16 protein-coding genes are annotated in these 13,793 nt (G+C 58.7%); 5 read left to right on the forward strand and 11 right to left on the reverse strand.

The features are described 5' to 3' along the window. Window positions 1-51: 51 nt before the first annotated feature. From IH404_RS02290 to IH404_RS02315, 6 genes are all read right to left on the reverse strand, one after another. Window positions 52-903, reverse strand: coding sequence for an EamA family transporter (locus tag IH404_RS02290; protein ID WP_032803218.1), 852 nt, complete (start codon window positions 901-903; stop codon window positions 52-54). Window positions 904-1,010: 107 nt separating this feature from the next. After that, window positions 1,011-1,367 (reverse strand): DUF1493 family protein, encoded by a 357-nt coding sequence (locus IH404_RS02295; RefSeq protein ID WP_148853143.1) that lies wholly within the window; start codon window positions 1,365-1,367, stop codon window positions 1,011-1,013. After that, on the reverse strand, window positions 1,364-1,996 hold the full coding sequence (locus IH404_RS02300; RefSeq protein ID WP_242462638.1) for a DUF1493 family protein: 633 nt from the start codon (window positions 1,994-1,996) through the stop codon (window positions 1,364-1,366). The genes IH404_RS02295 and IH404_RS02300 overlap by 4 nt, the downstream gene beginning before the upstream one ends. A 16-nt stretch (window positions 1,997-2,012) precedes the next feature. Further along, window positions 2,013-2,495 (reverse strand): hypothetical protein, encoded by a 483-nt coding sequence (locus IH404_RS02305; RefSeq protein WP_194439809.1) that lies wholly within the window; start codon window positions 2,493-2,495, stop codon window positions 2,013-2,015. A 261-nt stretch (window positions 2,496-2,756) separates the two neighbouring features. Continuing rightward, window positions 2,757-3,356: a Fic family protein gene (locus tag IH404_RS02310; protein ID WP_194439811.1), complete on the reverse strand. Its 600-nt coding sequence runs from the start codon at window positions 3,354-3,356 to the stop codon at window positions 2,757-2,759. Next, window positions 3,356-3,526: a YhfG family protein gene (locus IH404_RS02315; protein WP_005783831.1), complete on the reverse strand. Its 171-nt coding sequence runs from the start codon at window positions 3,524-3,526 to the stop codon at window positions 3,356-3,358. The genes IH404_RS02310 and IH404_RS02315 overlap by 1 nt, the downstream gene beginning before the upstream one ends. 267 nt (window positions 3,527-3,793) lie before the next feature. Here IH404_RS02315 and IH404_RS02320 point away from each other — a divergent pair, with 267 nt between their 5' ends. Together IH404_RS02320 and IH404_RS02325 are read left to right on the forward strand one after the other, a co-directional pair. After that, window positions 3,794-5,731 carry a RecQ family ATP-dependent DNA helicase gene (locus IH404_RS02320; protein ID WP_194439831.1) on the forward strand — a complete coding sequence of 646 codons (1,938 nt, stop codon included), beginning with the start codon at window positions 3,794-3,796 and terminating at the stop codon, window positions 5,729-5,731. Window positions 5,732-5,743: 12 nt separating this feature from the next. After that, the gene (locus IH404_RS02325) at window positions 5,744-6,175 is read left to right on the forward strand and encodes a thioesterase family protein (protein ID WP_194439833.1); all 432 of its coding nucleotides are present in this window, start codon (window positions 5,744-5,746) and stop codon (window positions 6,173-6,175) included. A 67-nt stretch (window positions 6,176-6,242) separates the two neighbouring features. Here IH404_RS02325 and IH404_RS02330 read toward each other — a convergent pair whose 3' ends face one another. From IH404_RS02330 to fdhD, 3 genes are all read right to left on the reverse strand, one after another. After that, window positions 6,243-6,728, reverse strand: coding sequence for a glycine zipper domain-containing protein (locus IH404_RS02330; RefSeq protein ID WP_005783837.1), 486 nt, complete (start codon window positions 6,726-6,728; stop codon window positions 6,243-6,245). 349 nt (window positions 6,729-7,077) lie between these two features. Further along, window positions 7,078-9,426 (reverse strand): FdhF/YdeP family oxidoreductase, encoded by a 2,349-nt coding sequence (locus IH404_RS02335; protein ID WP_194439835.1) that lies wholly within the window; start codon window positions 9,424-9,426, stop codon window positions 7,078-7,080. Continuing rightward, window positions 9,423-10,262, reverse strand: coding sequence for a formate dehydrogenase accessory sulfurtransferase FdhD (fdhD, locus tag IH404_RS02340; protein WP_005783839.1), 840 nt, complete (start codon window positions 10,260-10,262; stop codon window positions 9,423-9,425). Before fdhD ends, IH404_RS02335 begins: the two co-directional genes overlap by 4 nt. Before the next feature lie 243 nt (window positions 10,263-10,505). Between fdhD and lysM the strand changes: the two genes are divergently transcribed. Beyond that, on the forward strand, window positions 10,506-10,946 hold the full coding sequence (gene lysM / locus IH404_RS02345; protein ID WP_005783841.1) for a peptidoglycan-binding protein LysM: 441 nt from the start codon (window positions 10,506-10,508) through the stop codon (window positions 10,944-10,946). A gap of 108 nt (window positions 10,947-11,054) precedes the next feature. Here lysM and yrfG read toward each other — a convergent pair whose 3' ends face one another. Continuing rightward, window positions 11,055-11,717: a GMP/IMP nucleotidase gene (yrfG, locus tag IH404_RS02350; protein ID WP_032878397.1), complete on the reverse strand. Its 663-nt coding sequence runs from the start codon at window positions 11,715-11,717 to the stop codon at window positions 11,055-11,057. Window positions 11,718-11,804: 87 nt separating this feature from the next. Here yrfG and nudE point away from each other — a divergent pair, with 87 nt between their 5' ends. Both nudE and cysQ read left to right on the forward strand, forming a co-directional pair. Beyond that, a complete protein-coding gene (gene nudE, locus IH404_RS02355) occupies window positions 11,805-12,371 on the forward strand; it encodes an ADP compounds hydrolase NudE (protein WP_005783845.1) in 567 nt (188 codons plus the stop codon). Then, window positions 12,368-13,204: a 3'(2'),5'-bisphosphate nucleotidase CysQ gene (cysQ, locus tag IH404_RS02360; protein ID WP_194439837.1), complete on the forward strand. Its 837-nt coding sequence runs from the start codon at window positions 12,368-12,370 to the stop codon at window positions 13,202-13,204. Before nudE ends, cysQ begins: the two co-directional genes overlap by 4 nt. Before the next feature lie 127 nt (window positions 13,205-13,331). Here cysQ and IH404_RS02365 read toward each other — a convergent pair whose 3' ends face one another. Further along, window positions 13,332-13,787, reverse strand: a complete 456-nt coding sequence (locus IH404_RS02365; protein ID WP_032878395.1) for a thioesterase domain-containing protein — start codon at window positions 13,785-13,787, stop codon at window positions 13,332-13,334. Window positions 13,788-13,793 lie beyond the last annotated feature (6 nt).

Raw genomic sequence — 13,793 nt, forward strand, 5'->3', positions numbered from 1 at the left:
GCTGTTGTGAAAAAGCCGCCTCCTGTAGGCGGCTTTTTTGTGCGCGCAGGGTTAGTGGGCGATGTGCAGCAGCACCGCGCCGACCAGCACCAGCACAACCCCGAGCACCTGTACCGCCGACAAGCGCTCCTTGAAAAACACAAACCCCAGGATCGCCGCAATACCGCCCGATAGCGTACTGATCACCGTCACCACCGATACCGACCCTGCCATCGCACCCCACGAAAACGCCGAGAACCCGCCGAGGTTCATCAGGCTCGCACCGGTCAACGTCGCGCAATTTTTCAGCGGTGGGATCTTCAGGCCGTCCTTGATCTTCAGCACCATCACCACCAGCACGCACAGGCCCACCAGGTACCCCAACCACAACATGGTGATCGGCCCCAGTGCCGGCAGGGTGTAGCGACCTTGCAGCCAGAAACTGGTGCCGTACAGCGTTGCTGCGAGCATGGCGTAGGCGATGGACAGACGCGGGTTGTTGTGGGGCGTGCCGTTGTCCTTGTGGATGCTGGACAGGATCACGCCGATCACGCACAGGGCGATGCAGCCCAGTTGTATCAGGCTGATGTGCTCACCGCTGGCCCAGGACAGCAGGGTGGTCACCACGCCATAGGACGTGACCAATGGCGCGACGATGGCGGCTTTGCCCAGGGCGAAAGCCTTGGACAGCGCGAGGGCGCCAGAGACGGTCAGCAGGGCCGCTGCGATGCCCAGGAGCCAGACGCTCAAGGGCGCATCGATGGATTTGAACAGGAAGGCCGGGAAAATGACCAGCAGCAGAGTCATGATCAGAAAGCCAAGGGCCTGGCCAAAATACACCGCGCGTTTAACGCCAACGGCGCGAGCGTTGAGGCCCACCAGAAAGTCCGTGCCACCCCAGAGCAGGGCGGCCAGCAGGCCCATTAGTACGTCCATGTAAGATCCCTGTTATGTATACCGCTCGCCAGATTAGCGCAGAACCAATGTGGGAGGGGGCTTGCTCCCTCATTGGTATCTCAGTGCTCTTGGGATCAGCTCAGGTTTTCCAAGGTCTGCGTGTCCCACCTTTGGGTCTTGATCGCCAGGTAGAGCATACCGATGGTCAGCGGTATTTTGTCGCCACGGCCTTTGGCGCGCCGCTTCAAGAATAAGTCGAACATCGGCGGCTGAAAGTAACGATAAGCGTCGTAGTCGCTTAGGTCGACCCCAAAATCCTGTTCCAGCGCCTCCATGAATTGCTTGGCCTCAACACCATCGCAAGCAAGGTCGAAGTTGAGCGAGGTTTGCAGGCTAATGGTCTTGTGTTTCGGCAAGCCGATTTCTTCATGCAGCAATTGCAGGAGCTGCTGCATGACGGGGTCTTCGGGGAAGTGGGGGGCCAGGTTCATGGCTCATGGCACCTCTTCGCTTCGAGTGTCTGGGTATCCCAGTGCTTGGCTTTGACAGCCTGATAGAGCATGTCGATGGTAAGTGGGAGCTTTTCCTCACTGCCTCTTTCTACATATCGCAAATGTGCGTCAAAGCTGCGGTGTTTGAAGTAGCGGCTGTTTTTGTAGTCGCCTGATCTCAGGCCAAATTCTTGCTTCAGTACCCTCATTAATTGCTTGGCTTCGGTACTGCTACAGCCAAGATCATGATTGACCGATGTGTCGAGGGTGATCGCCTTGTGCTTGGGCAGGCCGATACCTTCGTGCAGGACTTGCAGAAGGTGAAGCATGATCGGGTCGTCAGGGAAGTCAGGCGCAAGGTTCAAGATTGGGGCAATCAACAAAGGGTGAGTGGTTTTTACTCTGCGATAGATATTCGGGGTGCTCAGCAACCCGATGCCTGTCACGAAGGCGACTATCGGCAGGCTTTCAAGCTGTGCCCCTATGGTCCAAGAAGTGGCATACAACAGAACTGTTGGGCCTGTTATCAATAGACAGAGCCCAAGCCATTTTCTGAGTACGGGCAACTTTATTGTCCTATCAATAACGGCGGCCAGTACTAGGAAGAGAAGCAGATTGATCCACTGCATGTGTTCATTCACCGCACTAGCCACCTTGGAACTGCCGAACCATTGCCGACAATGATCGCTGAGGACCAATTCCGCCGTTGACCTGTGCGTCGACGCCGATAACAACGTCACCGGCGTGATAGCTGCGAATGATGCCTTTAATCGTCAGGCTAAGAGCTGTTCCGGTAGCGAGCCCAATTGCAGGCGATACCAGGCTCATTGGCGCTGATACTGCGCCGCCGATGAGTCCTGCAACGATTTCCCCGCGAACGTTGAGCAAGTCAGCTTGTTGCCGGGTCAGCGGTTTGGAGATAGCAACAGTCATCTTGCAAGGCAAATCACGGGCAAGCATTTTTTCGTAGAGATCGACTAGTCGATGACGCACCTCGTTTGCGCTGGAGCCAGCTTCTAATAAACACAGCTTTGCCAGCACGTGTCGGTGGGTTGGTAAAATCGTAAGGCGAATCACCGTGAAAGTGATGCCATAGTGGCCGATATATTGAGTCCTTTCGATTTCCACAAATTGATGCCGACAGAGCTTGGAGAGGGCTCTAGTTTCGCTCAGGCGAAAGGCATTTCCGTAGAGGGCGAGCGATTGTTTGAAGCAGTTTGGGAAGCGGACGACGCGCCATTTGGTGGTTTCTTACAGTGGTTTCCTGGGTTTACGGCTTGATACCGATTTGGCAGGCTGAACTGGCAAAAAGTGGGAGCCGGGCTTGCCCGCGATGGCGGTGCGTCAGGTTTAAAAAATATAGCCTGATACGCCGCCTTCGCGGTTCGATCAGGTACTGGGAGGCTTACTGATACACCGCTCAAAAATCGCCTCCAGTCCCCGATAGTCACACGCCACCGCATCAATATTCGCCGGTATCCATGCCGCGTGTTTCACCAGCCACCAATTCACCGAAAACCCCGCATTCACGATGATCTGTTCAAAGAGGATCCGCTGTGCCCGTCCATTGCCTTCGCGGAAGGGATGGATGACATTCAGATCGCCATAAGCTTCAGCGATGTGGTGAACGAGATCGGCCTGGGACGCGCCGGTATACCAATTGGCTTCCTGCATATGCCGAATGATCTTCGCCGCTTCCGGCGGGATGCGCTCCGGGGTGCAGAACAGCGTGTCACCTTTCTGGATGTTGACGCTGCGCAGTTCACCGGCCCAATCGTAGATGTCACCGAACAGGATGCGGTGGATGTGTTGCAGACGTTCGAGGTCGTAGGGCGGCGGAAACAGCGGAAGATTGCCTACTGCAATCTCGGATAACTCCCGCTCTGCCTCGTGCAGGCGGTGTTCATCGAGCAAATCGAGGCGGTTGCGCAGGACGCTGCTACCGGGGTAGCAGTGCGGGTCCTGGCCCACCCCGTATTTGTCGAGCATCAGCGCGAGGTGTTGCGGTACTTGGCAAGGACGGCTTCGCGGGTCGGCAGGGGCTTGTCGACATCGGCCGGTTGGGTATCGAACCCTTCCAGGCGCAGGCTGGCCAGATAATTGGAGCGGCGGATCTTGTGATAGTGATCCTGTTTTTGCTCAAACGTCAGTTCGCTCATTGCAGCGTACTCCTGGTTAGCAAGGCTTTGATTGTAGCGCAATGCATCAGGGGGAAGGCAGGATAAAAACCAAGTCGTAACCTGTATCAAAAACCCGCAGAAGATCTTAATTCAATGTGAGCTTTCGCAATATTCCCCTTCGGCCCTGGGCCATCCTTCGCCTGTGTATCATCCTGTCTCTTATTTCCTTGCGACCTTTCTCGATTCGCCGAACTTACTGGGCTACGTTTTTAAGCCACGTTCAGCGGTCAATGGAGTGACAGCCTTATGCACGACACCCTCCAGCAGGTCTTTGGTTATCCACAGTTTCGCCTCGGCCAGGAAGAGACGGTCAGCGCCGTCTTGGCCGGACGTTCGGCAGCGGCAATTTTCCCTACGGGGTCGGGTAAATCTTTGTGCTACCAGCTGTCGGCGGTGTTGCTGCCGCACCTGACGCTGGTGGTGTCGCCTTTACTGGCGTTGATGCAGGATCAATTGGGGTTTCTGCAGCGCCATGGCATTTCGGCGGGCAGTATCGATTCGGCCCAGAGCCGCGATGACGCCAATGATGTGATGGCTCGTGCGCGTTCGGGCGAGCTGAAAATCCTGATGATTTCGGTGGAACGCTTGAAGAACGAGCGTTTTCGTAACTTCCTGCACAGCGTGCAGATTTCGCTGTTGGTGGTGGATGAGGCGCACTGCATCTCCGAGTGGGGCCACAACTTCCGCCCCGACTATTTGAAGCTGCCGGACTACCAGCGCCAGTTCAATATCCCGCAAGCGTTGCTGCTGACCGCGACGGCCACACCCAAGGTAATCGCCGACATGCAGGCCAAGTTCGCGATTGCTCCGGGTGACGTGGTTACCACAGGCTTCTACCGGCCCAACCTCAACCTGCTGGTGGAGCCGGTCAGCGGCCAGGACAAACGTCGCCGGCTGGTGGAGTGGATGAGAGAGCGGCCCAACCAGCCGAGCATTGTCTACGTCACCTTGCAGAAAACCGCCGAGCAGATTGCCGAGCACCTGAACCGCCACGGTATCCAGGCCGAGGCCTATCACGCGGGTTTGCCCCACGATAAGCGCGAGGGCATCCAACAGCGTTTCATGGGCGGACGTTCCAATTGCATTGTCGCGACGATCGCGTTTGGCATGGGCATCGACAAGAGTGATATCCGCAACGTGGTGCACTTCGACCTGCCCAAGTCCATCGAGAACTACAGTCAGGAAATCGGCCGTGCAGGGCGTGATGGGCAACCGTCGGATTGCCTGGTGTTGGCCAATCGCGACAGCCTCAATGTGCTGGAAAATTTCGTCTACGGCGACACGCCGGAGCAAGAGGGCATTGGCCGTGTCCTCGAGGAGTTGCAGGCCGCACGCAGTGAAGGGCAGTGGGAGTTCCTGCTCAGGTCGTTGTCCGATCACAGCAATATTCGCGAGCTGCCACTCAAGACGCTGCTGGTGCAGTTGGAACTCAAGGGTGTGATCGCGCCGCGCTACGCGTTTTATGCCGAATACCGTTTCAAGTACCTGGTCGAGCCCGACGCTTTGCTCGCACGTTTTTCCGGCGAGCGGCAGCAGTTCGTCGCGGCGATCATCCAGGTGTGCAAGCGTGCGAAAACCTGGGCAACGGTGGATTTCGACGCGCTGTATCAACAGCACAATGCCGAGCGCAGCCGGGTGGTCAAGGCGCTGGATTACTTCCAGGAGCAGGGCCTGATCGAGCTGGAAAGCAGACAGATGACCGAGGTCTACAGTTTGCTCGACACCGATTTCGAACCACAAACCTTGAGCGCTGAGTTATACACAGGCTTCAAGCAACACGAGGTGACGGAGGTAGCGCGGATTCACGCCATGCTCGACCTGTTCGCCACCGAGCACTGCCTGGGGCAGCGCCTGGCGCAGTACTTTGGTGATGAAAACGCTCCCCAGCGTTGTGGACATTGTTCGGTGTGCCACGGCCATGTCGCGTATCTGCCGCCTCCGCCAAGCCTGCCGCCGCTTGTGGATAAAAGCTTCATGGGGCTGTGCGGCGATTTTATCCACAGGCATCATGAGCACACTGGCGAGCTACCCAGTGCCGAGCGGCTGACGCGGTTTCTTGGCGGTATCAGCGTGCCGTTGTTTACCAAGTTGAAGGCGCGGGGCATTCCCGGTTTCGCCGCGCTGGAGGACTACCCCTACGCCGAAGTGCGCGACTGGGCCCGCGCTCAATTAGACCTACTCTGAAGAGACTTGCCGATGCCTGACTCAACGCCCTTGCGCGCCGATTACCGCTATTTCCAGCCGATCACCACACGCTGGCACGACAACGATGCCTACGGCCATGTGAACAACGTCACCTACTACAGCTTTTTCGATACGGCGGTGAATACCTACCTGATCGAACAGGGCGGGTTGGATATTCATGACGGTGAGGTGGTGGGGTTTGTGGTGAGTTCGGCCTGTGACTATTTTGCCTCGATCGCTTTTCCCGAACGCATTGAAGTCGGGCTACGGGTGGGCAAGTTGGGCAACAGTTCGGTGCAGTATGAGCTGGCGGTGTTCAAGGCAGGCGAAGAAGAGGCCTGTGCGGCGGGGCGCTTTGTGCATGTGTTTGTGGATCGGGCCTCGAACCAGCCTGTGCCGATACCGGGGATGTTGCGCGAGGCGTTGCAGCGACTGGTGGTCTGACCTTGCGGCACCCCATGTGGGAGGGGGCTTGCTCCTCCCACATTACTACTGCGGTGCTCTTCAGAGCTTACCGATGACGGTAGTGGTGCTTGTTCTTGCGATGCCCATAGGCATGACCACGGCCCGGATGGCCATCGCGGTAGTAGCGACGGTCGTCACGGTCGCGGTCGCGATAACGGCGGTCGTCGCGGTCACTTTCGTTACCCATGTAGTTGCCCAGTGCACCGCCCGCGCCACCGCCGGCCGCCGAGCCGATCAGTGCGCCGGTACTGCCGCCGACACTGCGGCCCACGACGTTGCCGCCGGCTGCGCCCAGTGCGCCGCCAATGGCGGCTTCGCCACGGCTGCGCTTGTCGGCGCCGACCGCACTACCACCCGCGCCGCCCAGGGCCGCGCCGATGGTCGAACCGGTATTGCCGCCCAGCTGCTGGCCGACAACAGAACCTAGAACCCCGCCCAATGCGCCGCCTACACCGGCTTCGGTGGTGCCACCGGCCATGGCTGCGCCACTGACCAGGCCAAGGGACAACAAGAGAATCGAGGAGAACTTCATTCAGGGAAACCTCAAGGGGATGACGGCGCGATCCTGAGGTTGTATCGGGTCGCTGACAATCGAAATCCGACCGGCGGCAGAGGTTGTATACAATTTGCTAAGTTGCTGTTTTGTATGGGGAACTTAAGTTGTTTTTACAGGTCTTTAGTTACTTCGGAACGGCCGCTTTTATGCAAAAGCGGCCTTTTTTGTGCCTGTAGAATGTGCGGTGCTTGTGCTGGCCTCTTCGCGGGCAAGCCCGCTCCCACATTAGATCGGTCCACACAGTCTCAATGGTGAACCCATCCCAGTGTGGGAGCGGGCTTGCCCGGGAAAGCAGTAGTTCAAGCAACACATATCTCGGATCAAGTCAGGCCGAGCGCGCCATGATCAACCCACTGTCACTCGCCGCTTCCAAGCGAATCGCAACAAACTTCGATGTTGGCGTGTGGCTACCGTCGCCAGTGCTTTCCAATGGCACCAATGGGTTCACTTCCGGGTAGTAAGCCGCCGCCTGCCCCGCCGGAATATCGAATGCCAGCAGCGTAAAGCCCTTCACACGGCGCTCACGGCCGTCTTCCCACAGCGACACAATGTCGGCCTTCTGCCCCGGTTTGAAGCCCAGGCGGATAATGTCGGCTTCATTGACGAACAGCACGTCACGCTGGCCTTTGACCCCGCGATAACGGTCGTCCAGGCCATAGATGGTGGTGTTGTACTGATCATGGGAGCGCATCGACTGCATGATCAGGTCCGGCACCCGGCCCGTGGCGTGGGTGCGTTCGTGGATCAGGTCCTTGGGCAAGATGTTCGGGCGGAAGTTGGCGCGGCCCGACGGTGTGTTCCAACGGCGTGCGCCGGCGGAGTTGCCCAGGTAAAACCCACCTGGATGTTTGATCTTCTCGTTGAAGTCCTTGAAACCAGGGATGGTGTCGGCGATCAGGTCGCGGATGCGTCCGTAGTCGGCCACCAGCCAGTTCCAATCCACGGGCGTGCTGCCCAAAGTGGCGGCAGCAATGCCTGCCAGGATCGCCGGCTCGGACTTCATCAGTTTCGACAGCGGCTGCAGTTGGCCATTGGAGCCATGGACCATGCTGAACGAATCTTCCACCGTCACCGCTTGCGGGCCGTCGGCCTGGATGTCGATATCAGTACGGCCCAGGCACGGCAGGATCAGTGCGTCTTTACCGTGCATCAGGTGGCTGCGGTTGAGCTTGGTGCTGATTTGCACGGTGAGGTCGCAATTGCGCAGGGCTTCGAAGGTACGCGGGCTGTCTGGCGTGGCTTGGGCGAAGTTGCCGCCCAGGCCGATAAACACCTTGGAGCGGCCTTCGAGCATGGCGTGAATCGCTTCCACCACGTTGTGACCATTGTCTCGCGGCACCTGAAACTGGAATCGACGCTCCAGCGCGTCAAGGAACGCCACCGGTGGGCGCTCGTTGATGCCCATGGTTCGATCGCCCTGCACGTTGCTGTGACCGCGCACGGGGCACAGGCCGGCACCAGGGCGGCCGATATTGCCACGCAACAGCATCAGGTTGGCGATTTCCTGGATGGTCGGCACCGAGTGACGGTGCTGGGTAATCCCCATTGCCCAGCACATGATCACGTTTTTGCCTTTGGCGTACATGCGCGCCGCTTGCTCGATCTCGACCAGGGTCAGGCCGGATTGCTCGACGATTTCTTCCCATGAGGTGTCGTCGATCTGGCCCAGATACTCCAGTACGTTGGCGGTGTGCTCATTGAGAAAGTCATGGTCGAACACCGCTTCCTTGCCTTCGGCCAGCGCTTGGCGTTCCCACAGCAGCAGGAACTTGGCCATGCCGCGCAGAATCGCCATGTCGCCGCCCAGGGCCGGGCGGAAGTAGGCAGTGTTGGTCGGCTTGTCGCCGTTAGTGAGCATTTCCAGCGGATGTTGCGGGTGCTGGAAGCGCTCCAGGCCGCGCTCTTTCAGGGGGTTGATGCACACCACCTGGGCGCCGCGCTTCACCGCTTCGCGCAACGGTTCAAGCATGCGCGGGTGGTTGGTGCCGGGGTTCTGGCCCCAGACGAAAATAGCGTCGGCATGTTCGAAGTCGTCAAAGGTCACGGTGCCTTTGCCCACGCCCACACTCTGCGCCAGGGCTACGCCGCTGGCCTCGTGGCACATGTTCGAGCAGTCCGGGAAATTGTTGGTGCCGTAGGCGCGCACAAACAGCTGATACAGGTAGGCGGCTTCGTTGCTGGCGCGACCCGAGGTATAGAACTCGGCCATGTTCGGGCTGGGCAACGCGTTGAGGTGCTTGCCGACCAGGTCAAATGCCGCATCCCAGCTGATGGGGGTGTAGCGGTCGGTTTCGGCGTCATAGCGCATCGGCTCAGTCAGGCGGCCCTGGTATTCCAGCCAATAGTCGCTTTGCTCCAGCAATGCCGTGACGCTGTGCTTGGCGAAGAAGGCTGCATCGACGCGGCGCTTGGTGGCTTCCCAGTTGACCGCCTTGGCGCCGTTTTCGCAGAACTTGACCATGCCGCTTTCCGGCGAGTCGCCCCAGGCGCAGCCCGGGCAGTCGAAGCCGCCGTTCTGGTTGGTCTTGAGCATCATGCGCAGGTTTTTAAGCGCGTTATCGCTGGTCAGCCAGGCTTGCGCCACGCTGATCAGCGCGCCCCAGCCGCCGGCCGGGCCTTTATAAGGCTTGTAGCGCGGAGTCGGGGTTTGGTCGGCTTGGTGGTGAAGGCTCATGGCTGGTGCTCCATCGCTGGGCTGTAGACCCGTGGCGCGCTTTTCTGCGGCAGGTGGATGAGATTGAGGTTGTGCCGGCGCGCCCATTGCAAGGCCAGGCCGGTGGGCGACGACAGGCTGACCAGGGTTTGGATGCCTGCACGCAAGACTTTCTGGATCAATTCAAGGCTGCAGCGGCTGGTAACAATCGCCAGGCCGCCGTCGGTCGGAATCTTTTGGCGGATCAAAGCGCCGATCAATTTATCCAAGGCGTTATGCCGGCCGATGTCTTCACGGCCCAACAGCAATTCGCCTTGATCGTTCATAAACACCGCCGCGTGCACTGCGCCGCTGTACTGGCCCAACGGTTGGAACGCACTGATGCGCTGGCGCAGGCCATCGAGCCATTGCGCGGGCGGCAAGGGCGCGCCGGGCAGCACTTGAAGGTCGGGCAGGGCCTGTTCAACCGCTTCTACACCGCACAGGCCGCAGCCGCTGGTGCCCGCCAATTGGCGGCGCTGCTGCTTGAGGTTCCAGAAGGCGCGGCTGGAAATCTGTACCTGAGCATACTGAGCGGAGCCCGCGCCGCTGATTTTGAGATCATAAATGTCGCTAACGTCGGCAATAATCCCGCTGCCGAGGCTGAAGCCGACGATAAAATCTTCCAGGTCGGTTGGTGTGACCAGCATGACCGCCTGACTGATGTCGTTATAGGCAATGGCCAACGCCACCTCTTCGGCCAACGCAGTGCTGCCGACTTCAGTGTGTTCAAGATTGCAGTATTGGTAGCTCTGGCTGGCGGCGGGCGCGGGCGTTTCAAGGGCGGGCGCCGCGCAGGTTGGGCGCTTGGCGTTCATGGGGCAGTACCACCGACGGATTGATCAGTGTTCAGACTAGGCGCGACAAAGGGTCGCGTCTAATTGCCAGTATTGATGTATTGATAGATGGCGTCGATCAAGGTTCCCGCCCATTTCGCCGGGGGCTTATTCCAGGGACGGCGGATCTGGATACTTTTGAGTCTTTAGCCGGTTTGGAACCCAAGTCTGCTGGACTGGTCTAGTCTTGGGCATCTGGAAATTAAATCCCAAGGAGAGCGCACCATGAGTATTTTTAGCTTTATCAAAGAAGCCGGCGAAAAGATTGTCGACCTGTTGACGCCGGGTAATGCGAATGCCAGTGAGCAGCTGAAGGAACATGTGAGCAAGGTGGGCCTGGGTAATCCAAACGTGCAGACCACGGTGGACGGCGACAAGGTCACTGTGACTGGTGAAGTGGCGAGCCAGGAAGAGAAAGAAAAGATCCTTTTGGCGCTGGGTAACATTGCCGGCGTGGCAAGCGTAGACGACCAGATCACTGTAACCGGTCCAACCGTGGCCGCTGCTCGCTTCGTTGTGGTGAAAAAGGGCGACACACTCAGCGCGATTTCTCTCGCGGTGTACGGTAACGCCAACCAGTACAACAAGATTTTCGAGGCCAACAAGCCGCTGCTGTCGCACCCGGACAAAATCTATCCAGGCCAGACACTGCGTATCCCTGAGTAATACGCAGGACAAAATGTGGGAGGGGGCTTGCTCCCGATGGCGGTGGTTCAGTCACCTGATACTTGGCTGATACACCGCCATCGGGAGCAAGCCCCCTCCCACATAGGTTCAGAGCCCGACAATGAGATCGCGGTAATCCTCTACTGCCGCGAACTCTGCGGTGTCCTTCGGGCCTTTCTTGCTATCCGGCTCTTTCACCGCCAGCAAATGCCCCACGCCGAAATCCCTGGCACTGCGCAGGATCGGCAAGGTGTCATCGATAAACAGACTACGGGCCGGGTCAAAGTGGATATCGGCTTGCAACGCTTCCCAGAACTGTGGGTTTTCCTTGGGAAAACCGTAGTCATGGGAGCTGATCAATCGCTCGAAATACGGCGCCAGTTCAATGCGTTCCAACTTCAATGACAGCGAATCACGATGAGCGTTGGTGATCATGATCACGCGCTTGCCGGCCTGTTTGATCGCCTTCAGAAAAGTATCGGCATCCGGGCGCAGGGCGATCAGGTGGGCGGTTTCCAACTTGAGTTCGCGCACCGGGATCGCCAGTTCAGTGCTCCAGAAATCCAGGCAATACCATTGCAACTGTCCGGCGTTACGCTCAAACAAAGGCTGCAACTCCATTTCGGCCATGGCCCGGCTCACGCCGTGCAGTTCGGCGTAGCGGTGGGGCAGGTGTTCCATCCAGAAATGGTTGTCGTAATGCAGGTCGAGCAGGGTGCCGTCCATGTCCAGCAGGACGGTGTCGATGGCGTGCCAGGGCAAAGAGGGCATGGTGCGTTCTCATGTAAGTAAAGATATCCGACACAGACAATCGGAAAAGCCACGGTATAGTAACCCGATCACGCCAAGGAGCCGCTTATGCGCCAGAAACCCACCGTCCTCGCCCGCGAAATAGTCGCCAGTAGCCGTTTGTTCCGCGTGGAGGAAGTGCAGTTGCGCTTTTCCAATGGCGTTGAACGGACCTACGAGCGCCTGGTGGGGCGCGGCGCGGGCTACGGCGCGGTGATGATTGTGGCGATGATCGACGAGGATCATGCATTGCTGGTCGAAGAGTACTGCGGTGGCACTGACGAATATGAATTGTCCTTGCCCAAAGGCTTGATCGAGCCCGGCGAGGACGTGCTGGCGGCGGCGGACCGCGAGCTCAAGGAAGAAGCTGGCTATGGCGCACGGCAGTTGGAGCACATCACCGAGCTGTCGTTATCGCCGGGCTATATGAGCCAGAAAATTCAGGTAGTACTGGCCACCGACCTTTACGAAGAGCGCCTGGAGGGCGATGAGCCTGAGCCGATGCGCGTGGACAGGGTCAACCTGCGGGAGCTTTCGGCGCTTGCGCAAAACGAGCAATTCAGCGAGGGCCGAGCGCTTGCCGCGCTGTACCTGGTACGCGATCTGTTGACCCAGCGTGGAGCGTTCAACGCATGAGCGAACTGTTTTTAGGCCACCCGTTTATCGCCCCCGTGATCGAGCTGGCACGCCAGGCCGGCGAAGCTATCCTGCCCTACTGGCGCGCCAATGTAGCCGTGACCTCCAAAGCGGATGATTCGCCGGTAACGGCTGCCGATCTGGCCGCTCACCATCTGATTCTCGCGGGCCTGACCGCGCTCGATCCGAGTATTCCGGTACTGTCCGAAGAAGACGCCGATATCGATCTGAGCGTGCGTGCCCAGTGGCAGCGCTGGTGGCTGGTGGACCCATTGGATGGCACCAAGGAATTCATTTCCGGCAGCGAAGAATTCACTGTCAATATTGCCTTGATCGAACAGGGCCGCGTGGTGTTCGGCGTAGTGTCGATGCCGACCACTGGCCGTTGCTACTTCGGTGGCGCGGGCCTTGGGGCATGGCGTTCAGATGTGAAGGCCGCACCCAAGCAGATCCAGGTACGCCAGACTCCGGCCGTGGGCGAAGCCTTTACTGTGGTCGCTAGTCGTCGGCATACCAGCCCTGAGCAGGAACGCCTGCTGGATGGCTTGAGCGAAGGTTTGGGCGCGCTGAAGCTGGCGAATATCGGCAGCTCGTTGAAGTTTTGCCTGCTGGCCGAAGGCAGTGCTGACTGCTATCCGCGCCTGGCACCGACCTCACAGTGGGATACCGCTGCGGCACAGGGCGTACTGGAAGGCGCGGGAGGTGAAGTGTTGGAGTTGAACGGTCAGCCGTTCAGCTACCCGGCGCGGGAATCGCTATTGAACCCGTTCTTTCTGGCGCTGCCAGCCAAGGCCGCATGGCGTGAGTGCCTGTTGACCCTGGCCAGATCTTAAGATCACTGCAGAGCAAAATGTGGGAGCGGGCTTGCCCGCGATGACGGAGTGTCAGTCATACAGGTATTGGCTGATCCACCGCTATCGCAGGCAAGCCAGCTCCCACTTTTATTTTATGTAATGGCTGCTAGCGGTGCAGGACGTACTGGCCGGTAAAGGCCACTGCACGCTCCTCACTGCCTTCATTCACAATCCATGTCTCCAGCGCCAACCGCGCCCGTCCATAACGCTTGTACGTCGCCAGGAAACGCTTCCACACTTTTTCTTCCGGCGCCGCGCAAATGGCCGTTGCATCCTGCGTCACCGGCAGCGGATAGCTGATCTGCCCTTCCTGAATCACGATATGACCGTCTTCTATTCCCGCTTCGCGCAGCTTCAGGTGCAGCCAACCCCAGCCTGCCAGTACGGCGCCACAGTAGAGGCTGCCACCGAACATGGTGCTTTTGTGGTTGATATTGGCTTGCAAGGGCAGGTGCAGCTGCAGTTGGTCGTGTCGCCAGTCGAGCACCTTGAGACCCATCTCCCGGGTGAGGGGAATGTCGTGGTGAAGGACGGCTTCCAGGTAACGGCTGTCGCGGCTCATAGCGGT

The organism is Pseudomonas sp. OST1909 (assembly GCF_015277575.1).
GTDB lineage: Bacteria > Pseudomonadota > Gammaproteobacteria > Pseudomonadales > Pseudomonadaceae > Aquipseudomonas > Aquipseudomonas synxantha_A.